The 20,640-nt window shown below is 63.8% G+C and carries 20 protein-coding genes; 10 read left to right on the top strand and 10 right to left on the bottom strand.

Going from position 1 to position 20,640, the window contains the following annotated elements:
* Positions 1–141: 141 nt before the first annotated feature.
* The 4 genes from ACR65W_RS15405 to ACR65W_RS15390 form a co-directional block, all read right to left on the bottom strand.
* Positions 142–774 (bottom strand): type II toxin-antitoxin system Phd/YefM family antitoxin, encoded by a 633-nt coding sequence (locus tag ACR65W_RS15405; protein ID WP_434500406.1) that lies wholly within the window; start codon positions 772–774, stop codon positions 142–144.
* Positions 774–2,579 carry a translation elongation factor 4 gene (gene lepA, locus ACR65W_RS15400; RefSeq protein WP_434500405.1) on the bottom strand — a complete coding sequence of 602 codons (1,806 nt, stop codon included), beginning with the start codon at positions 2,577–2,579 and terminating at the stop codon, positions 774–776. The genes ACR65W_RS15405 and lepA overlap by 1 nt, the downstream gene beginning before the upstream one ends.
* Before the next feature lie 111 nt (positions 2,580–2,690).
* Positions 2,691–3,284 (bottom strand): hypothetical protein, encoded by a 594-nt coding sequence (locus ACR65W_RS15395; RefSeq protein WP_434500404.1) that lies wholly within the window; start codon positions 3,282–3,284, stop codon positions 2,691–2,693.
* Positions 3,285–3,478: 194 nt separating this feature from the next.
* Complete coding sequence (locus ACR65W_RS15390; protein ID WP_434502787.1) at positions 3,479–3,766, bottom strand: hypothetical protein; 288 nt, start codon at positions 3,764–3,766, stop codon at positions 3,479–3,481.
* 228 nt (positions 3,767–3,994) lie between these two features.
* Here ACR65W_RS15390 and ACR65W_RS15385 point away from each other — a divergent pair, with 228 nt between their 5' ends.
* From ACR65W_RS15385 to ACR65W_RS15375, 3 genes are all read left to right on the top strand, one after another.
* Entirely contained in the window at positions 3,995–5,839 is a 1,845-nt protein-coding gene (locus tag ACR65W_RS15385) for a sensor histidine kinase (RefSeq protein WP_434500402.1), read from the top strand.
* Between the two features lie 124 nt (positions 5,840–5,963).
* Positions 5,964–6,587, top strand: a complete 624-nt coding sequence (locus ACR65W_RS15380; protein WP_434500401.1) for a peptidoglycan-binding domain-containing protein — start codon at positions 5,964–5,966, stop codon at positions 6,585–6,587.
* Between the two features lie 47 nt (positions 6,588–6,634).
* Complete coding sequence (locus tag ACR65W_RS15375; RefSeq protein WP_175092558.1) at positions 6,635–6,976, top strand: DUF1491 family protein; 342 nt, start codon at positions 6,635–6,637, stop codon at positions 6,974–6,976.
* Positions 6,977–7,016: 40 nt separating this feature from the next.
* On the opposite strand, the gene ACR65W_RS15370 is transcribed toward ACR65W_RS15375, so the two are convergent.
* Positions 7,017–8,093, bottom strand: coding sequence for a DUF2336 domain-containing protein (locus ACR65W_RS15370; RefSeq protein ID WP_434500400.1), 1,077 nt, complete (start codon positions 8,091–8,093; stop codon positions 7,017–7,019).
* Positions 8,094–8,230: 137 nt separating this feature from the next.
* Between ACR65W_RS15370 and ACR65W_RS15365 the strand changes: the two genes are divergently transcribed.
* Complete coding sequence (locus ACR65W_RS15365) at positions 8,231–8,440, top strand: hypothetical protein (RefSeq protein WP_434500399.1); 210 nt, start codon at positions 8,231–8,233, stop codon at positions 8,438–8,440.
* Between the two features lie 2 nt (positions 8,441–8,442).
* Here ACR65W_RS15365 and ACR65W_RS15360 read toward each other — a convergent pair whose 3' ends face one another.
* The 4 genes from ACR65W_RS15360 to ACR65W_RS15345 all read right to left on the bottom strand — a co-directional run bounded on the left by ACR65W_RS15360 (position 8,443) and on the right by ACR65W_RS15345 (position 14,241).
* Positions 8,443–8,967 (bottom strand): CAP domain-containing protein, encoded by a 525-nt coding sequence (locus tag ACR65W_RS15360; protein WP_434500398.1) that lies wholly within the window; start codon positions 8,965–8,967, stop codon positions 8,443–8,445.
* Between the two features lie 39 nt (positions 8,968–9,006).
* Positions 9,007–11,685 (bottom strand): DUF3772 domain-containing protein, encoded by a 2,679-nt coding sequence (locus tag ACR65W_RS15355; protein WP_434500397.1) that lies wholly within the window; start codon positions 11,683–11,685, stop codon positions 9,007–9,009.
* A 52-nt stretch (positions 11,686–11,737) separates the two neighbouring features.
* The gene (locus ACR65W_RS15350; protein ID WP_434500409.1) at positions 11,738–12,802 is read right to left on the bottom strand and encodes a lysine-2,3-aminomutase-like protein; all 1,065 of its coding nucleotides are present in this window, start codon (positions 12,800–12,802) and stop codon (positions 11,738–11,740) included.
* Between the two features lie 200 nt (positions 12,803–13,002).
* Entirely contained in the window at positions 13,003–14,241 is a 1,239-nt protein-coding gene (locus ACR65W_RS15345; RefSeq protein ID WP_434500396.1) for an argininosuccinate synthase, read from the bottom strand.
* Between the two features lie 104 nt (positions 14,242–14,345).
* Here ACR65W_RS15345 and ACR65W_RS15340 point away from each other — a divergent pair, with 104 nt between their 5' ends.
* The 4 genes from ACR65W_RS15340 to ACR65W_RS15325 are packed head-to-tail and all read left to right on the top strand — an operon-like array spanning position 14,346 to position 16,701.
* Entirely contained in the window at positions 14,346–14,831 is a 486-nt protein-coding gene (locus tag ACR65W_RS15340; RefSeq protein ID WP_434500395.1) for a hypothetical protein, read from the top strand.
* Between the two features lie 39 nt (positions 14,832–14,870).
* The gene (locus tag ACR65W_RS15335; protein WP_434500394.1) at positions 14,871–15,302 is read left to right on the top strand and encodes a transcriptional repressor; all 432 of its coding nucleotides are present in this window, start codon (positions 14,871–14,873) and stop codon (positions 15,300–15,302) included.
* A 2-nt stretch (positions 15,303–15,304) separates the two neighbouring features.
* Entirely contained in the window at positions 15,305–16,093 is a 789-nt protein-coding gene (locus ACR65W_RS15330) for a TPM domain-containing protein (protein WP_434500393.1), read from the top strand.
* Positions 16,093–16,701 (top strand): TPM domain-containing protein, encoded by a 609-nt coding sequence (locus ACR65W_RS15325; protein WP_434500392.1) that lies wholly within the window; start codon positions 16,093–16,095, stop codon positions 16,699–16,701. The genes ACR65W_RS15330 and ACR65W_RS15325 overlap by 1 nt, the downstream gene beginning before the upstream one ends.
* Positions 16,702–16,744: 43 nt before the next feature.
* Here ACR65W_RS15325 and purD read toward each other — a convergent pair whose 3' ends face one another.
* Positions 16,745–18,028 carry a phosphoribosylamine--glycine ligase gene (purD, locus tag ACR65W_RS15320; RefSeq protein ID WP_434500391.1) on the bottom strand — a complete coding sequence of 428 codons (1,284 nt, stop codon included), beginning with the start codon at positions 18,026–18,028 and terminating at the stop codon, positions 16,745–16,747.
* 140 nt (positions 18,029–18,168) lie between these two features.
* On the opposite strand from purD, the gene ACR65W_RS15315 reads away from it, so the two are divergent.
* Complete coding sequence (locus tag ACR65W_RS15315) at positions 18,169–18,852, top strand: hypothetical protein (RefSeq protein WP_434500390.1); 684 nt, start codon at positions 18,169–18,171, stop codon at positions 18,850–18,852.
* Between the two features lie 131 nt (positions 18,853–18,983).
* The gene (gene ettA, locus ACR65W_RS15310) at positions 18,984–20,636 is read left to right on the top strand and encodes an energy-dependent translational throttle protein EttA (protein WP_434500389.1); all 1,653 of its coding nucleotides are present in this window, start codon (positions 18,984–18,986) and stop codon (positions 20,634–20,636) included.
* The last annotated feature ends 4 nt before the right edge of the window (positions 20,637–20,640 follow it).

The raw sequence follows: 20,640 nt of genomic DNA, 5'->3' as shown, positions 1-20,640 counted from the left end.
CGTCAATAATGATAGCGACACTGAGCAATCAGCAAGGCGCCGTTTTCGAGTTGATGAGCGTATTGATGCGTTCGGGAGTCTTTTTATCCTGTGTCTGCCGATAGAGATAATCGACCCAACCCTGCTCGGAGAAGACGAACTTCATTCAACGAGCTTGCGCTCTTTTCCACGCCCCGCGTCGAGTTCCTGGATGGCAGCGCGCAGGCGCTCGGCGTTGCAAGGGCTGTTCAGAAGATGATTCGTCTCCGAAAAGCCGCTGATCGAAGATCGCGGATATACGATGTTCGGAGCATCGCGCCTTTCGGCCAGTCTAAACACGTAAGAACGATGCATCCCACGAACTTTGTGCACCTTGAATCGTTGCGCCTCAACTAACTCTTTCCAACAAAAAAGCCAAATGCGATCGATCGCATAATGGTCGTCGAGATGGACGAACAGCAGATGAGTGGGGCACTGATCGCCGTCGTAGGTCGGAATAGGGCTTGTTTGCTTCCAGCCTTTACCCCAGCCTTTTCTTGTCTTGACCGAAACGCGCCAGCCGGCAGGGGTCTCGAAATCGTGCTCGTGCTGATCGCCGACCAATGAACCGCCGAAGAGCGTCTTTCCATATACTTCGCCGAGCCAACCGACGCGCTCATTGCCCTTTAATCTATTGCCGACGGCATGCTCCGTGATGCGTTCGCGAATGCGCCGCTCGATCTCCGAAAGCTGGATGAAAAGCTCTGAGAAATCCGCTTGCAATAGATCCAGAGCCGTCGGATCGGCGGCCGTCATTACTCCTCCATTTTCAGCGCGGCAATGAAGGCTTCCTGCGGAATCTCGACACGGCCGAACTGGCGCATCTTCTTCTTGCCTTCCTTCTGCTTCTCCAAGAGCTTGCGCTTGCGGGTCACGTCGCCGCCATAGCATTTCGCGGTGACGTCCTTGCGGAAGGCGCGCACCGTTTCGCGGGCGATGATCTTGCCGCCGATCGCCGCCTGAATCGGCACCTGGAACATATGCGGCGGGATGAGCTCTTTTAATTTCTCGCACATCTGCCGGCCGCGTCCATCGGCGCGCGTGCGATGCACGAGCATGGAGAGCGCGTCGACCGGCTCGGCGTTGACGAGGATGCTCATCTTGACGAGATCGCCGGCGCGATAGTCGGTGATCTGATAATCGAAGCTGGCATAACCCTTCGAGATCGACTTCAGCCGGTCATAGAAATCGAACACCACCTCGTTGAGCGGCAGATCGTAGACCGCCATGGCGCGCTTGCCGACGTAATTGAGATCGACCTGCACGCCGCGCCGGTCCTGACAGAGTTTCAGCACCGATCCGAGATAGTCGTCGGGCGTCAGGATCGTCGCCCTGATCCAGGGCTCCTTGATCTCTTCGATCTTCACGACGTCGGGCATATCGGCGGGATTGTGCAGCTCGATCTCGTCGCCATTCGTCAAGGTGATCTTGTAGATGACCGACGGCGCCGTCGCGATGAGATCGAGATCGAATTCGCGCTGCAGCCGCTCCTGAATGATTTCGAGATGGAGCAAGCCCAGGAAACCGCAGCGGAATCCGAAGCCGAGCGCGGCGGATGTCTCCATCTCATAAGAGAAGCTGGCGTCGTTGAGGCGCAGCTTGCCGATCGCCGCGCGCAAATCCTCGAAGTCGGCGGCGTCCACGGGGAACAGTCCGCAGAACACCACGGGCTGCGCCGGCTTGAAGCCCGGCAGCGCCTCGGCGGTCGGCTTCTTGTCGTCGGTGATCGTGTCGCCGACGCGCGTATCCGCCACCTGCTTGATCTGCGCCGTGATGAAACCAACTTCGCCGGGACCAAGCGACGCGACATCCTGCATTTTGGGACGAAAGACGCCGATCTTATCCACTTCGTAATGGGCGTCGGTCGCCATCATCTTGATCTTCTGACCCTTCTTCAGGGTTCCGTCGAAGATTCGCACCAGCACGACGACGCCGAGATAAGCGTCGTACCAACTGTCGACGAGCAGCGCCTTCAAAGGCGCCTTCTCGTCGCCATTTGGCGGCGGCAGGCGCGTGACGATCGCCTCGAGCACGTCGGGAATGCCGATGCCGGTCTTGGCCGAAATGAGCACCGCGCCCGAGGCGTCGAGTCCAATCACCTCCTCGATCTGCTCCTTGATGCGGTCGGGCTCGGCCGCCGGCAGATCGATCTTGTTCAGGACGGGAACGATCTCATGGCCGGCGTCGATCGCCTGATAGACATTGGCGAGCGTCTGCGCTTCGACCCCCTGGGAGGCGTCGACGACAAGCAGCGAGCCTTCGCAGGCCTTCAGCGAGCGGGACACCTCATAGGCGAAGTCGACGTGGCCCGGCGTGTCCATCAGATTGAGGACGTAATCCTTGCCGTCCTTGGCCTTGTAGTTGAGGCGCACCGTCTGCGCCTTGATCGTGATGCCGCGCTCGCGCTCGATATCCATCGAATCGAGCACCTGCTCGACCATGTCGCGCGCGGCGACCGTCCCTGTCTCCTGAATGAGCCTGTCGGCCAGGGTCGATTTGCCGTGGTCGATATGCGCGACAATCGAGAAATTGCGGATGTTTTCGATCTTGTGGGAGGTCATGTGCGCGGGGATAGCAGCGCCCGCCAAGGAATGAAAGGGCGCGTCAGCCCGCGCCCAGCGCCATTTCGAACGCAGGGCGCCCCAGGGAGCGGGCCGGAGCCTTCTGGAAGGCTATTTCTTCTCCATCCGCGCCTCGAGCTCCGCCTTGCCCTTGTTAAAAAGCTCGATAGCTTTGGGCACGGCCCAGCGGATGAAGGCGTCCGCCGCCTTCACGGCCATGCAGCCGACCTGGGTCACGAGCGAGACCGTCTTGTCGAACCAGGGCAAAGCCGCGCTGTCGGCGGGAATCTTGCCTCTCACCCAGGCGACGCCATCCCTGGTCTTTTCCGAAATGAGGCTCCACAGCACGACGGCGGGATCGGATGAGGGTGCGGTGGCGATCGCGTGGCGCAGCCGCACGACCTCCGCCGCAGCCTCGTCGGCCCGACAATTGGCGGCTTCGAGCTGCCGGGAGGTCTCAAGCGCTTTCGTCGACGCCCCGGCGTTCTCCGCGGCGAGGCGGTCGCGCTCCGCGGTCATCGCCGCCAGGCTGTCGCGAACATCGTCGCGCTCCTTGGCGTAGGCGTTCGCCTTCGCGACGATCTCAGACTTCTCGAAAATCTGCCGGTCGCGCTCCATGCGCGTCGCCTTGAGCTGCTCCTGCAGATTGGTCAGTTCGGAGCGGGAAACCGTATCTTCGGGTTGCGATGAAGTTTCTTCGGACATGGCCGCCTCCTTTAGGGAGAGGATGGCTCGCGATGTGCGAACGGGTCGCGCGAGCAAAAAACGGAATGGCCTCGGTGGCGGTTCGGCCTCAAAATCGCGCGCCAAGCGCAAACATGTTTAGTGTCAAAAAACTGATTCTGCAAAACCGGCGCAGCAGCGCGGCTATTGCACACTCTACCCTCGTGGATTGGCTGTTACTGCGCGCGACCGGCGGCAGACTGCACGCGCTGCGCCGCCGAGAGGCAGTCGCGCGGCGCCGCCAGACATTTATCGCGCGCCGCGCCGGCGAGCGCGTCGCCGCCGGCGCGAATCAGCGCGGACGCTTTCTCGATAGCGTCCTGTACGAGGCCAGCCGCGTGCTGCGGCGCAGAAGCGCGGACGGCTGCGTTTTTCGGCGCAACTGGCGCGTGATCCGCCCGCCATTGCAGGGCGACGCAGACGAGGAGAATGCAAATCGCGCATTTGGCGAGAAAAACCAACACTCGTCTCCATCAGGCAAAGCGGTTTTCTTTGTAAGTGATGTGGCCGCCAGGTTGAGCCTTCGTAAACGCTCCATCGAATCTTTCCCTGCGATTCTTTCCCTGAGAGTTACGGCAATAAAATGCAAACCATGTCGATGCGTCGCCGAGCAACGGATGAAGCTTTCGCATCGGCTTAGCGGCTGCTTAAGGACGCCCTGCTATCGCTATTGCCGATAGGGAGCGTACGCCTTGAGTAGCATCGCCGAGGACAGCCACGACCGGTCTTGCGTGGACGCCGCATTGCATGAGCGGGTCGCCGGACGACCGGTGGAAGAGGCGCGTCATCGGGCGTTCATCATTGCTCGGCTCGTCGTCACCGCCTGTGTCCTGCTCTCGGCGCCGCTGTTTCTCTTCTTCCATGGCGCGCCGACGACAAGCGACTGCGTCCTTTTCCTTCTCGCGCAGATCCCGCTCGCCTCCGTGATCGTGTTGTCGCGCGCGGGAGATTTGCGCGTCGCGCGGAGCCTCTCGATCGGCGGCTGGCTCGCGATGGCGACGGCCATCCACGCGCTAATGCCGGGCTATGACGCCTTTTCAATCGCGCTGCTGCTCGTTGCGCTCATCGAGGCTGCCCTGACGCCGGACGTCGGCGCGGTCATCGTCATAGAAGTGGTCGCCATCGCCGCCCTTGCGCTGACAGCCGGTCTCAATCTGCGGGCGCCGCGCGAACTGCTGACCGAACATGCAACGACGACCATGCTTCTCGGAGCGCCGCTATTTCTCTATATCGCCGCTCTCGTCTTCGGCGCCGTCCGGGTCGAGCAGGCTCGCGCCCGCGCCGAAGCGCGCAACGACCGCGACCTCATGCTCCTGACAGGCGCCGTTGGCGACATCCTGCTGCACCTCGATCGCGCCGGCGTCGTCAACGCGGTCCTGGGCGACGGACGCCACGTCTTTGATCTCAAGCGCGATCTGATCGGCCGCGAATTCTTCAAGCGCATTCACGTCGCCGACCGGCCGAGCTTCCTCAAGGCGGTCTCCGACGCCGTCGACGGCAAGGCGGTGGCGACCGCAGACGTTCGCGTTCAGGTTGGCGTTGCGCGCAATGCTTCCAGTGAATTCGTCGCGCCCGTTTTCAACTCTTTCGAGGCCCGCGTGCGCCGCGCTCAATCAAACGGCGAAGAATGCGCGGCGGAGGCCGTCCTCTGCGCCCTGCGAGACGTAAACGCCACGCTCGAAGCCGATATCGCGCTCGCGGCGGCTCACGCGGCAGCCGAGCGCGCTGCAACCCGCAACGTGCGCCTTCTCGCCAATGTCAGCCACGAGCTGCGCACGCCGCTCAACGCCATCATCGGCTTCTCTCAAATGTTGGCGACCGACGCGATTGCGCCTTCCGAACCCGCCAAACAGCGGGAATATGCGTCAATCATCAGCGACTCCGGCCACCATCTGCTCGAGATCGTCAACTCCATCCTGGACATGTCCAAGATCGAATCCGGCGCCATGGAAATCGCCGTTGAGTCCTTCGATCTGCGGATCGTCGCCGATCAGTGCTGCGACATGATGCAGCTGAAGGCCGATCAGTCGGGCGTGACGCTCGCGCGCGAATATGCCGAAGCCCCTGGCGAGATCGTCGCCGACAAGCGCGGCTGCAGGCAGATCCTGATCAACCTGCTCTCGAACGCACTGAAATTCACGCTGCGTGGCGGCACGGTCAAGCTATTGCTTCAGGCCGAAGGAAATCACGTCGTCGTCACCGTCGCCGACGATGGGGCAGGCATCGCCGCAGGCGATCTTGCGCGGCTCGGCGATCCCTTCTTTCAGGCGCGCGCCTCGCTTGAACGCGGGCATGAGGGGACGGGCCTCGGACTTTCCGTGGTGCGCGGACTCGTGGGTCTGCACGGCGGCTCGATCGCCATCGAAAGCGGACCGCAGGCCGGCACGGCGGTTTCCGTGCGCCTGCCGCTCGACTGCCGTAACAGCGGCGCTACCCGCGCTCCGGCAAGAATCGCAACGATCGCGCGACTTGGCGCGCCGCCAAGCGCGGCCGTCGGCGTCGGCGTAGAACCAGCAACGGTGAAGAAAATTGCGTGACGCCTCGCTCTACGCCTCTCGCTTTCAGGCTTCCCCCGCCGATCGCGCTCCGCCGCGCGACGGACGACGCAATGGTCGTCGCTCAGTCCTTGCGCGCGTGTTCGGCGCGAAGCGAATCGGCGTCATGCTTATCCTCGGCATCGCCGCCGTGGCGGCGATCGGCGTGCCCATGAACGCGCTGTTCCTCCAGGACGGACGACATCCGGCGCCGCTCTTCTCGTCTCCGCCTTCGAACGCGGTCCTGGGCGCGCCGACGCCGCCGGCGCGGCGACCTGCCGTGATTGAATCCGCACGGATCGAGCGAGACGCGAATGTGCCCGCGCGCGCCACTCCGAAAGACCCCATCGCCAACAAGATCGAAAAGCTTGACGTCGCCAAAAGCCCCGATGGGGGCAAGAGCGCGCCGGCGAAAGCGGATCCGCCGCACGCCGCGGACAAGAAGCGGGACGCGATCGGCCTGCTGATCGTCGGCGATCCGCCACCGATTAAGGCAAGCGCCAACAAGGTCGACAAAGCCGACAAGGCGGCCAGCGCCGACAAGACTGCGCCTGTCGACAAAAACGTTCTTTATGCGCAGCGCGCGCTCCTGAAGCTCGGCTATGTGGTGCGCTCCGACGGCGTTCTCAACGGCGCGACGCGCCACGCTTTGGAGAAGTTCGAGGGCGACGCCGGCCTTCCGGTCAAAGGCCGGATCACGCCGAAATTGCTGCAACAGCTCGCGGCGCGCTCCCGCCTCCCGCTCCCTTGAGTCGCGCGCGTTCGACAATCACGCCGCTCAAGCGCTAGTTTGCGCCCATGCGACTGAGGTCCGACATATTCGTCTCCGCGCTGATCCGCCGGGCTGAGGTGCAGGGCGCGGTCGCCATGCTGCGCCGACGCGGCGCCGCCGAGGCCGGCGCTATCTTTGTAAAGCTCGATCGGCTTGACGGACGCGCCGCGGTCTATGGCCCTGCCCCGCAGAGCGAAGAGCCGCCGGAGGGAGTCGATCGACTATTCGCGCGCGTCCATGCGGGCGACTGGCTCGATCCAGCGGAGGCCGAGCAGAGGCTCAAGCGCGAGATCATGTTCGACCCGGACCTTTGGATCGTCGAAATCGAGGATCCTGACGGCCGCGTGTTCGTCGACCTCGCCGCTTAACGCAGGTTCCGATCACATGATTCCATGCCGTCGGGAAGCTCTAAGCGGATTGATCGAATTTGCGCGATGGCCGCGCCAATGACTGCTGCGGCGCGGCGCGGCGGCGCGTCAGCGCGCCCGGATCTTCTCGCGCCGCACGGCGAGAATTCTCACGCTCCGATCGCGCCGCGCCGGTCATTGCGCCTACGATGCGCGCCGCCGCCCGCTGCGGCGTCGAGCGCATCACGCCGAGCAACGCCCGCACGACCTCGACGTCATGGGCGACGCCAGACTCGGCGCAAAGAAAGATGCTCGTCGCAGATTCGAGCGGGACGCCGATCGCGTTGAGCGCCAGAGCGAGCGCCTCCCCGAGATGATCGACGACGAGCGCGCGCGCCCGATCCTTTCGGCACTCGAGCGCCTCGGAGAGGAGAGCGGCCATCGCATTGCGATCATGGCGTTGCGCCGCGGCTTCCAGTTTCTCGACGAAAGCGCCGTCGGCGCGAAGCGGCGCTTCGGTCGCGCCGCTCGCCAATATTTGGCGACAGGCGTTGAGCACGATGGCCGTGCGCTCGAGCCGGTTCGCCGCAAGGAAAAGCGGTTCTGGATCGAGATCCAGGTCGTCGCGATCGAGCAACATGCGCGCGAGCGTCAGATCATCGCGCGCCGCCATGACCAGTGCGCGCCTGGACGCCGAATCAAAATGCGCGGCGAGATTTCCGGCGAGCGCGCGAAGCACCTCGCCCTCGCGACGCGAGGCAAGCGCCAGCATCGTCTCTCGATCGAGGTCGCGGCGGCGGGCGACGGCCGCCGCGAATTGCGCCGGCCCCTGCTCGGCGGTGGCGATCATGTCCCGCTGCGCGAGCTTAGGCGTGAATTGAAAAGCAAGCGCGGCCGCAGCGCCGCCCCTGTCAAAAAGACGCGCGAAAATCGAGGCGGGCGTTTCGGGATGGAAGCAGAGCGGCAGCGCCGCGCGGGCCACTGTTTCAGCATCGACAATGTCGATGAGCCCGAGCGCGAGCTGTTCGAACTGCCGGAGGTCGGCCGTCGGATGCATCGATCGCTCGACAAACTGATCGACGACCGCTCGAAGCAGCGACGCGTCGACCGTCCGACGCTGTTCCCTATCGGCGCCCATCACTTCACCGCTCAAACTCTTACGCTACTCGCAGAAAATTTAGCATCCGGTCGTTGACGGAGCATTAACCCTCGCCAATTCCTAATCGTCAGGGACGGCTGATTCATCGTCGGCGGAACGAGCTTGGAGAAATCGCCATGGGGAAGGTCATCGCCTTCCAGCCGCGCACGAGGGGGGCGTCGATACGCAACGTCGTGCAGCAGCGCGACGCGCAGATCCTATTCTTTCTCGGCGTGCGCTATGTGCGGGTGGACGACGCTCTCGTCAATGAAGCGGCGAAGCCCGCTCCAGAATCATGCCGCGCGCCGCCGGGTGGCGGCAAGCGCGGGCGCCGGGTCCGCGCCTGACCTCAGTCGGCAAGAACGAGCGCCCAATAGACTTTATATTTCGCGCTGGCCGCATACGCCGTCGCGATGCCCATCCGTTTCACCCGCTTATCCAGCATGCGCGCATTATGCGGCGCGGAATCGCGCCAGCCGGAAAAAGCTTCCGCCAGCGTGCGATAGCCCGCCGATACGTTCTCCACGGCGGCCGGCGTTTGAACGCCCGCGCCGGCGAGGCGGTCGCCAAGTTCGCCGCGCGCCGCAAGATCCCCACTTTGCGCCATGTCCCGCGCCTGCGTCTCCGCGACACGCTGCAGCCCGTCATCCAGCGTCAGAGCGCCGAGCCCGCTGTTGCGTCGATAAAGCGAGATCATATCGCGCGCCGTCACGGGATCGACGCGCGCGCCGGCCGCCGCCAGAGAGCGATACATCGGCGGCTCCGGCTCGGTCGCCCGAGTCGCAGGCTCTTGTCCGGCGTTGCAGCCGGCAAGCGCGCCGAACGCCAGGAGAATGGCGATGCGAGGAAGAGGCGACGGAAACATTAAACGCATCTCGCTCCTCATTGTTTGAGAAACAATGAATGGCAGGAGTTACTTCGCTTGCGCATCGTCCGGCGTCGCGGCCTCCTCTTTCGAGGCCTCGGACCGTTCGGTTTGCTCATCTTCGCTCTTGCCGCGCGCCCGATTGGCCTCGACTGCAAGGGCGCCCGCGGCGGCAGCGGCAGCGAGTTCCGTGAACTGTGGCATGTGAACGATCGTCTGCGCCGCCGCTGCAGCCAGGCCGATCGAAATCTCGGCCTCATTGAGCCGCTGATAAAGATCGAAGTGCAGATCGCTGCGCACGCGCGCGGACTGCTCGACGTCCTCGACGTAGCACCAAAGTTCGAATTTGAAGGCGTTCGCCTCCATGCCGAGAAACATCACCTGCGGCGCGGGAATCCGCAAAACGCCTTCCTGCGCGCGCGCCGCCGCAAGAAGAATGTCGCGCATTCTTTCCGGGTCGACGCCGGCATGGGGCGAAATGGCGATCTTGATGCGGCCGACTTTGTCGCCGCGCAGCCAATTCTTCACCACGCCCGCGACGAGATTCGAATTCGGCACGATCATCGTCGCGCGATCGAAGGTCTCGATCTCGGTGGAGCGGACATTAATGCGTTTGACATAGCCCTGCTCGTCGCCGACCACGACCCAATCGCCGACGCGAATGGCGCGCTCCCAGAGCAGGATGAGGCCGGAGACGAAATTGTTGACGATCGATTGCAGGCCAAAGCCGATGCCGACCGAGAGGGCGCCGGCGACGATCGCGAGTTTTTCGAACCCGAGCCCCACATAGGACAGTGCGAGCGCCGCCGCGAAAATGAAGCCGGCGTAGCCGAGCGTCGCGCTGATGGAGTTGCGCAAACCGAGATCGAGCCGGGTGAGCGGCAGAAAACGCCTGTCAAGCCAGCGCCGCAGCCCCTGAGTCGCGGCAAGCGCCGCGGCGAAGAGCAGCATCGCCACAAGCGCGCTCGAAGGAGAGATCGTGACGTCGCCGATCTTGAAGGAAACGAACGCCGAGCGAACATTGCCCAGGAAATCGCCCGACTCGTAGCCGAGCGGCGCGAGCGCCACCAACGCCGCGGCGAGGAAACAGAGCAGCGTGACGACGCCGGACAGGAGCACGGCGAGCGGCGCGAGCTGGTCACGGCGCACGCCAAGACCGCTGATCATTTTACGACCGAGGATACTCGTCGGCGCAAGCGCCGCCTCGATGCCGCCGCGCGAAAGGGTGACGACGACATACAGGATGGCCAGCACGGCCGCCGTCCAGCCGATCTGCAGAATGACGAAATTGGCGAATGTGACATAGCCGGCCGCGCACGCCCCGACGAGCACGAGCACGATAAGCGCGCCGAAGAAACGCGCGGCGCTCATCCAGTCGCGACCCTCGGGGGTGGCGACAGCGGCGCCCTCCTCGATTTCGACTCGGCTTGGCAGACTGAAGAGGGCGACGGCGATGAGCGCCGCGACGATCATAACGCCGAGGCCGCGCGTCACGATCACGAGCGAAAGGCCCCCCTGCACGGACTCTTCCAATTGCTCGAGGAAGCGCGCCACGGAAAGTGTCACCGCAGCCAGGGTGACGAGCTGCGTGAGACGTTTCGCAAGCCGGTCGCCGGGATCAATCAGCCGCCAGTTCGGATGCGCGGGAGCAAGAACCGCGCGCGCGATGGCGTAGGCGAAGGCGATTCGCGCCACGCCCTCGACAAAGCGTCGCCAGATCGGTTCGAGCGCGGCGTCAATAAGGTCGTAGGCGTCGAAGGCGAGGCTTAACGCTCCGACCGCCGCGACCGGCGCGGCCGAGATGACGAGCGCCGTCCATCCGGCGGCGGCGGCCTTGCGCAAAGGCGTCGGAGCGGACTCGTCTTCCGAACGCCGGGCGACGCGTCGCGCCATGAAGAGCGCCAAGGCGACGCTCGCTGCGATCAGAAAAATTACGGCGAAAAACTGCGCGCGTCGGCCGCTGTTGACGCGATCGACGACATTCGCCGTTCGGTCGGAAAGAAAGCTCGCAGAATCGCTGATCGCGGCGGGCGCGCCGTCGAGCGCGGCGCGCCACAGCGAAGGAGAGAAAAGACCATTCGTGCGCAGAAATAGATTCTTCGCAAAGAGTCCGCGCTGGCGAGCGACAATCGTGACGGCGACCTGCCGCGTCTCGAGCAACATGGCGCGCGCCCGTTTCAGAGTCGCGTCGACCGCGTCGTACAGACGACGCTGCTCTTCGAGTTCGGCGTCAGCGCTGACGCGCGCGCCCGCGTCGGAAGATTCGGGTCCATTCGGCGTCGCTTCGGGCGCGGCGACCGGCGGCCCTCTCGCCGGCGGCGGCTTCGCGACGCCGTTCTTTACAGCGGGTTTGCCCTGGGGCTTGGACTCCGCCGGCTTCTCGGGCGCTTTCGGAGCCTCTTTTGGCGGCTCCTGGGGTTTTGCGGCGGCGGGCGCAAGCTCCTTCAACCGCGCATCAATCGCGGCAAGGCGCGGCGTCAGCTTTTCGATCGTTTCCTCGAGTTCGTGGGGCAAGGGTTCGATACGCGCGCGCAGACTGCGCAGCGCGGCGTCGGAAAGCTCGGGCAACTCAAGCGCCTTCTGCACCTCGTCCAGCGTGGCGCGCGCGCGATCGAGACGCGCGTTGAACTGTTCGATCGAAGCCGGCGCTTCGTCGGCGCGCGATCCTGTAAGGGCGAACGTCGCAATCAGGATGGCGATCAGGAGCGTCAGTATGCGCACATGCATTCCTTGAGTGGAGCGAGCCGATCAAATCGGTTTCGAGCACGCGGGCGAAAGGTCAATCTTGCGGCGGTTCGAGTTCATCGCGGTAGGACCGCTTGTCGCCGTTCCGGTCGACCACGGTCCATCCCCCCTGCCCGTCCGGCGCGGCGGCGCCCTCGGCGACCCGCGCCTTGCCGAACCCGCCGGGGATGTCGAGCACATAGGCTGGCAGCGCAACGCTGGTCACGCGGCGCGAGAGCTCTGCGTAGATTCGCCTGCCCGCCGCCAGGCTGAGCCGAAAATGCGCGGTCCCCGGCGCGAGATCTGGATGGTGCAGATAATAGGGCCGAACGCCCAAACCTGCCAAATCGCGCATCAGCCGCTCCAAGACGTCGACGTTGTCATTGACACCCTTGAGCAGCACGGTCTGGGAGAGAAGAGCTGCGCCTGCCTCGCGCAGCCGAGCGATCGCCGCGCGCGCCGGCTCGGTCAATTCGCGCGCATGATTGACATGCAAGGCGATGAAAAGCGTCTTGCCGCTTTCGCGAAGCGCGGCAAGCCGCTCGCGCGTCACGAGATCGGGCGCGACCGTCGGCGCGCGCGTGTGGACGCGTAACAGCCGCACATGCGGGATCTCGGCGAGGCGGCGCGACACGGCGCCGAGGCGACGGGCCGACAGCATCAAGGGATCGCCGCCAGTGAGGATCACTTCAAAAATCTGTGGTCGCCGCGCGATGTAGTCGAGCGCCGCCGCGACGTGACGCTCGGGCAGCAGATCGCCCTTGCCGCGCCCCACGGTCTCGCGCCGGAAACAAAAACGGCAGTAGACGGGACAGACGGACAGCAGCTTCAAGAGCACGCGATCGGGATAGCGATGCACGAGCCCCGGCAGCGGCGAATGGACATCGTCGCCGATCGGATCGGCGCGTTCCTGCGGCGTCATCGCGGCCTCGCGAAGATCGGGGATAAACTGTCGCGCAATCGGATCATTCGGATCGGCGCGGTCGATCAGCGTCACGACTTCCGGCGTGACGGCGATGCTGTAGCGCTGCGCCACCTGATCGAGACCGTTGACCTCGCTCATGAGGCGCGCGTCGACCAGATCGGCGATCGAGGTAAGCGTGCGCGACGGCGCGCGCATGAGCGCAGCTGCGTCTCGATCCAGCGGCACGCGTTTCTCCGCCGCGCAATCGCTCTCTCTCCCGCGCAGCGGGGGAGAGTTGGAGAGGGCGCGATGCGGTGTGCGCTCGGCTCGAATATATTCCCCCTCGCTTACCCTCCCCCGCTGCGCGGGAGAGGGAAGCGTCAAGCGTTCCGCGAAAAAATCATCCGCGCGGTTCGTTATTGCTTCGCCCCCCGCGCGGCGCGCTTGGCCAAGGTGCGCAGCCGCAGCGCGTTAAGCTTGATGAAGCCTTCCGCGTCGCGCTGATCGTAGGTTCCGCCTTCTTCGAAAGTGACGAGGTCCTGATCGTAAAGCGACCAGGGGCTTTCGCGACCGACAAGCGTCGCCGACCCCTTGTAGAGCTTGATGCGCACGCGGCCCGTGACATGCTCCTGGCTCTTGTCGATCGCGGCCTGCAGCATCTCGCGCTCCGGCGCGAACCAGAAGCCGTTATAGATCAGTTCGGCGTAGCGCGGCATCAGCTCATCTTTGAGATGCGCGGCGCCGCGGTCGAGCGTCAGGCTCTCGATTCCGCGATGCGCGACGAGCAAAATCGCGCCGCCCGGCGTCTCGTACATGCCGCGCGACTTCATGCCAACGAAGCGATTTTCGACAAGATCGAGTCGCCCGATCCCGTGGAGCCGCCCCAGCTCATTGAGCTTGGCGAGCAGCGCCGCAGGCGAAAGCTTGACGCCGTCCACCGCGACGGCGTCGCCCTTCTCGAAGTCGATCGTGACATATTGCGGCTCGTTCGGCGCATCCTCGGGATTGCTGGTGCGCGAATAGACGTAATCAGGCGTCTCGTTGGTCGGATCTTCGAGCACCTTCCCTTCCGAAGACGTGTGCAGAAGATTGGCGTCGGTCGAGAACGGCGCTTCGCCGCGCTTGTCTTTGGCGATCGGGATCTGGTTCTTTTCGGCGAAGGCGATGAGATCGGCGCGCGAGACGAAGTCCCATTCGCGCCACGGCGCGATCACATGGATGTCGGGCTCGAGCGCATAATAAGCGAGTTCGTAACGGACCTGGTCGTTGCCCTTGCCGGTCGAGCCATGGCACACGGCGTCGGCGCCGAGCTTTCGAGCGATCTCGATCTGCTTCTTGGCGATGAGCGGACGCGCGATCGAGGTGCCAAGCAGATAAAGCCCCTCGTATTGGGCGTTGGCGCGGAACATCGGGAAGACGTAATCGCGCACGAATTCTTCGCGCAGATCTTCGATGAAGATGTTTTCAGGCTTGACGCCCAGAAGCAGCGCCTTCTCGCGTGCGGGCTCGAGCTCCTCGCCCTGACCGAGATCGGCGGTGAAGGTGATGACTTCCGCGCCATAGGTCGTCTGCAGCCATTTCAGAATGATCGAGGTGTCGAGCCCTCCGGAATAGGCGAGGACGACGCGTTTGATTTCTTTTTTCTGGCGGGTCATTTTGGCTCTGGCTCGGCGGGGGGCGATTGCGCGCGGACTATAGGCGCCGCGGGCCCGAGCGCAAGGCGGCGCGACGCGGCCCACGTCCGCGCAGGAGAAACGGCGTGAAGCGAACATTCGCCCTGGCGGGCGTCCTTTCTTTTTTGGGGCTATCGGGTCTCTGCGCGCAAACCGACCAGCGCGTATGGACGCTTGGCGGACTGGAGGAGAAAAACGCCGACAGCATCTATCTTGGCTATGGGGTGCCGGAGAGCGACGACAGCCTTGGGAGCTTCACCTGCGCGCCGGGGAGCGGCTTGGTCAAAATCTGGATCGCCGAAACCAGCGACAAGCTTAAAGCGGGAGACAGGGCGACGGCGATCCTTTCGGTCGGCGAAAAGACGGCGAAGGTCTCCGGCAAGCTCGTTCCCAATGAAGAAGCCGGCGTGCCGAGCTTCGAAGGGCGGCTGCCGGCGAAAGACCCGATCTTCGCGGCGATGGCCGGCGGGGAAACGCTCGACATCGCCATTGGCGGGGCGAAGCGCTCGGCGCCCCTCGCCGACGCGACGGAGAAATTCAAGAAATTCGCCGCGGCCTGCGCCAAGCGCTAAAGCCTCGTTTTTTACGTCGGAGCCCCCTAAATTGACGCAATGAGCAGCCGTACGACGAAAAACCCCACACGGCCCAAGATCGCCGGCCTGACTCCCGCGCGCCGCCGAGCGCTCGACATTCTCACGCAAGCGAACCGGCCGGTCGGCGCTTATGAGATGATCGACCTCATGGCCGACGAAGAGGGCAAGCGGCCCGCGCCCGTCTCCGTCTATCGCGCGCTCGGCTATCTCATGGACAACGGCCTCGCGCATCGGCTCGCGTCAAAAAACGCCTATATCGTCTGCGGTCACGCGCATGAGGCCGAAGAGCCGGTGGTTTTCATCATTTGCGAGCAATGCGGCGAGGTGAAAGAGGCGACGTCGCCAGGATTTGCCCGCGAACTCGCGGCGCTCGTCGGGGCGGCGCATTTCAGCGCCCGCACGCGCGTCGTTGAAATCGCCGGGCGCTGCGCCCGATGCGAAGGCAAATAGCGATGGCCGGCGCCATGCGCTGGCTCGCGCCGCTCGTCTTTCTTGTCGCCTCGCTGGCCTTTGCGGCGGCGAACTATCCGCCGCTCACCGGTCGAATCGTCGATCAGGCCAATATCATTCCTCCGTCGACACGAAGCTCGATCGAGACGAAGCTGGAGAATCTCGAGGATAAATCCGGCATTCAGCTCGTCGTCGCCTCGGTCAATTCGCTGGACGGCCTGGACGTCGAAACCTATGCCAATGGCCTGTTTCGCGCTTGGAAGCTCGGCGAAGCAAAAAAGAACAATGGCGTTCTGTTTCTGGTCGCGCCGAATGAGCGCAAAATGCGCATCGAAGTCGGCTACGGCCTGGAAGGAACGCTCACCGACGCGCTGTCGAAGATCATTTTGACGAGCGCGGTGGCGCCGCGGTTCAAAACGCGGGACTACGGCGCGGGGATCGAACGCGGCGTCGAGGGGATCATCGAGGTGCTCTCCGGCGATTCCGCCGAATGGACGAAACGCGCGCGGGGACCACAGTCCACGACCTTCGATGAGCTTTCCCCGCTCATTTTTTTCGCCCTGTTTCTATTCGTCGTGGTCTGGATGGCGCGCAGCGCGCGCGGCCGGCCGACGAATTACCGGGGATACAGGCGCGGCGGACCGCCGATCATCGTGCTGCCCCCGAGCGGCGGCTTCTGGGGGGATGATTCCAGCGGCGGGTGGAGAGGGGGAGGCGGTTTCGGAGACGGCGGCGGCTTTTCCGGCGGCGGCGGCTCATCCGGCGGCGGCGGCGCTTCGGGGGATTGGTGATGCAGCTCACGGCGGACGACTTCGAGCGCATCGCGGAGGCTATTCGTCGGGCCGAAGAAAAAACCTCCGGCGAGATCGTTTGCGTGCTGGCGCGCCGCTCATCGGATTACGCCTTCGTGCCGCCGCTCTGGGGCGCATTTATCGCGCTGGCGTCGCCTTGGCCCTTGCTGCTTTTCACCGATCTTTCGCCTCGTGAGATTTTTGCAGCGCAGATCGCCATCTTTATCGTCGCGACGCTTGTCGTTTCATGGGGACCGGCGCGCTATTTGTTGACGCCGCGCGCTGTCAAACGCGCCCGCGCCGCGCGCGAGGCGATCGAGCAATTTTTCTCGCGCGGCGTTTCGGCGACCAAGGCGCGCATGGGCGTGCTCATATTCGTCTCTTTCGCCGAGCGTTATGCGCGCATTGTCGCCGACGAAGCCATCGCCGCAAAGATCAGTAATGACGAATGGCAGGGCGCGCTGGATCTGCTGCTGGAAGACATAAGGCGCGAGAGAGCAGCGGACGGCTTTGTCGCGGCGATCGAGGAATGCGCGCGACTCTTGGCGAAACATGCGCCGCCCGGCGCGAGCGGCGACGAACTGCCGGACAAAATCTATGTGATGTAGCGGGCCGCGCCTCTTAGCCGGGCGGCCTATCCGTCGCCCGCGCTCAGCAGGCCTTTCGTTCGCGCGCGACTTCCCGCCAGCCGATGTCGCGGCGGCAAAAGCCGCCGGGCCAATCTATGAGATCCACCGCCGCATAGGCGCGCGCTTGGGCCTCGGCGACGCTTTCGGCCATCGCGGTGACATTCAGCACGCGCCCGCCGGCGGCAAGCAGGCGTCCGCCTTCCTCGCGCGTGCCGGCGTGGGTGATGGTGACGCCCTCGACGGCTTCGGCGCTTTCCAAATTGCGGATTTCCGATCCGGTCATCGGCGTTCCCGGATAGTTTTTCGCCGCCAGCACCACCGTCAGCGCCGCGAGCGGCGAAAACCGCGGTCGCTGCTGAGGCAATTCGCCCCGCGCGGCGTCAAGCATCAGCTCGAGAAGATCGCCCTCGAGACGGGGCAGAATGACTTGCGCCTCGGGGTCGCCGAAACGGCAATTGTATTCGATGAGCTTTGGCCCCTCCTGTGTCAGCATGAGTCCGGCGTAGAGCACGCCCTTGAAGGGCGCGCCTTTGTCGCGCATGGCGCGCATCGTCGGCTCGATAATCTCGGACATCACGCGCGCTTCTATTTCTGGCGTCACCACTGAAGCCGGCGAATAGGCGCCCATGCCGCCTGTGTTCGGCCCGGCGTCGCCCTCGCCGACCCGCTTATGATCCTGCGCCGTCGCGAAAGGCAGCGCGCGAACGCCATCGCAGATTGCAAAGAACGACGCCTCTTCGCCTTCGAGACATTCCTCGATGACCACCTCCGCGCCCGAGAGGCCGAAAGCGCCCGCGAACATCGCCTGCGCGGCGCGTTCCGCTTCCGTCAGCGTCCGAGCCACGACGACGCCTTTGCCGGCGGCGAGGCCGTCCGCCTTGACGACGATCGGCGCGCCGTGTTCCCGCAGATAGCTTAGCGCTGGCACAAGCGCGGCAAACCGCGCATAGCTCGCGGTCGGAATCCCGTAGTCGCGACACAAATCCTTTGTAAAACCTTTGGAGCCTTCCAGCTGAGCCGCCGCCTGCGTCGGCCCAAAGGCGAGGATCCCGTGCTTCTCCAGTTCGTCGACAAGACCGCCGATCAGCGGCTGCTCGGGCCCGACAACGACCAGCGCAATTCCCGCCTCCCGACAAAAATCTATCACGGCGGGGTGGTTGGCGACGTCGAGTTCGACGTTATCTCCCACACGAGCCGTCCCCGGATTGCCTGGCGCGATAAAGAGCCGCGTCAGCAGCGGGCTTTTTTTCAGCGTGTTGGCGATCGCGTGCTCACGGCCGCCCGATCCGATCAGAAGAACATTCATCAACGCTCGCCCGGTTGCTTCGTTTCCGCTTCTAGAGCGCGCGGACGCCAAAAGGCAATCCGCTGCCGAAATGCTAGGCTTGCCCGTTGCATAAGCGCCACTAGCTATCGGACCGGGGGCTAGCGGCTGGAGTGTCCCACATGTCCATTACCCGAGATATCGCATCGCATGACAATGCGGTCGCCTATGGCGGCCTCATTGACGCCATAGGCGGCGTCGCCACCATCGTCCTTGTAATTTGCGGTTTAGTTGGAATTGCGCCCCCCATGATGGTCGCGATCGCGACGATCGTGTTTGGCGTCGCACTGTTAATTCAAGGCGGAGCCATGCTGTCGGAATATACGCAAGTCGTGTTTCCCGGCGGCGTTCGAACCTCTTCCATCGAGCAGATGGGCGGCAATAGCCTCGCGCTCGTCTTTCTCGTTGGCGCGGGCGGCATTGTGCTCGGCGTCCTGTCGCTTCTCGGCATCAGCGCCGCCATTCTGTCGCCGGTGGCCGTGATCGGCTTTGGCACTGCTCTGCTTCTGAGCAGCAACGCCGTTTGGCGCCTCTATGTGCTGCGGCGCGCCTCCGCCCAGATGGAGACGACGGTCGGACAATCGCAACATGTCGGCGCCGAGATGCTCGCGAGCGAAATGGCGTCGGGTTCAGCGGGCATTCAGGCGCTCGCAGGACTGACGGCAATCGTCCTCGGCATTCTTGCGCTTGCCGGCAGTCCCGCCGATTTGACCCTGAACCTCGTCGCGCTGCTCGCGCTCGGCTCCACGATCGTGCTCACGGGCAGCACCCTTAGCGCCACGGTTCTGAGCTTTATGCGAACCTGAGCGCAACGCCAGCGCAATAAATGCCCCCGGCTCCCACCGGGGGTATTTTTATGCCTCGCGGAAGGCCAAACAGCTTCCCTCCCAGAGGGAAAATGCTCTAAAGACAGCGCAATCTCTCTTTGCGAGGCGATATGGCGCGCCAGTTCATCTATCACATGCAGGGCCTCAGCAAGACCTATCCGGGCGGCAAGAAGGTCTTGGAGAACATCAATCTCTCCTTTTATCCCGATGCGAAGATCGGCGTTCTCGGCGTCAACGGCTCCGGCAAATCGACGCTGCTGCGCATCATGGCGGGCGTCGACAAAGAGTATTCCGGCGAGGGCTTCGTCGCCGAGGGCGCACGGGTCGGCTATCTGCCGCAGGAGCCGCAGCTCGACCCGACGCTCGACGTGCGCGGCAATGTCATGCTCGGCGTCGCCGACAAGAAGGCCATTCTCGATCGCTACAACGATCTCGCCATGAATTATTCGGACGAGACCGCCGATGAGATGACGAAGCTCCAAGACGAAATCGAGGCCAAAGGTCTTTGGGACTTGGACAGCCAGGTCGACCAGGCGATGGACGCGCTCGGCTGCCCGCCGGACGACGCTGACGTCACCAAGCTTTCGGGCGGCGAGCGGCGTCGCGTCGCGCTGTGCAAATTGCTGCTCGAACAGCCGGAAATGCTGCTCCTCGACGAACCGACGAACCATCTCGACGCTGAAACCGTCAACTGGCTCGAAGGACATCTGCGCCAGTATCCCGGCGCAATCCTGATCGTCACCCACGACCGCTATTTCTTGGACAATGTCACCGGATGGATATTGGAGCTCGATCGCGGCCGCGGCATCCCCTACGAGGGCAATTACACCAGCTGGCTGAAGCAGAAACAGAAGCGACTGGCTCAGGAATCTTCCGAGGACAAGGCGCGCCAGCGCGCGCTCGAAGCCGAGAGCGAGTGGATCGCCGCTTCGCCGAAGGCGCGGCAGGCGAAAAGCAAGGCCCGCATTCAGCGCTATGAGGAACTCGTCGCCAAGCAGAACGACAAGGCGCCGACGACCGCGCAGATCGTCATTCCGGTGGCCGAACGTCTGGGCGACAATGTCATCGAGTTCGACCATCTGTCGAAAGGCTATGGCGATACGCTGTTGATCGACGATCTCTCCTTCAAATTGCCGCCCGGCGGCATCGTCGGCGTGATCGGGCCGAACGGCGCCGGCAAGACGACGCTGTTTCGCATGATCACCGGCCAGGAGAAGCCCGACAACGGGACGATCGAGATCGGCGACAGCGTGCAGCTCGGCTATGTCGACCAGTCGCGCGACGCGCTGCACGCCAACAAGTCCGTCTGGGAGGAAATCTCGGACGGCAATGAGGTGATTTATCTCGGCAAGCGCGAAATCAATTCCCGCGCCTATTGCTCGGCCTTCAATTTCAAGGGCGCCGATCAGCAAAAGAAGGTCGGGCAGCTCTCAGGCGGCGAGCGCAACCGCGTGCACCTCGCCAAGATGCTCAAGAGCGGCGCCAATGTGCTGCTGCTCGACGAGCCGACCAACGATCTCGACGTGGACACGCTGCGCGCGCTCGAAGAGGCGCTCGTCGATTTCGCCGGCTGCGCCGTCATCATCTCGCATGACCGCTTTTTCCTCGACCGCATCGCGACGCATATTCTCGCCTATGAGGGCGATAGCCATGTCGAATGGTTCGAAGGCAATTTCGCCGATTACGAGGAAGACAAGAAGCGGCGCCTCGGGATCGACAGCGTCATTCCCCACCGGCTGAAATATAAGAAGTTCGCGCGGTGAGCGG

The sequence above is a fragment of the Methylocystis sp. genome (genome assembly GCF_051062815.1).
Lineage (GTDB): Bacteria > Pseudomonadota > Alphaproteobacteria > Rhizobiales > Beijerinckiaceae > Methylocystis.
The sequence above is the reverse complement of the archived record's forward strand: the minus strand, read 5'-3'. Positions and strand labels throughout refer to the sequence as shown.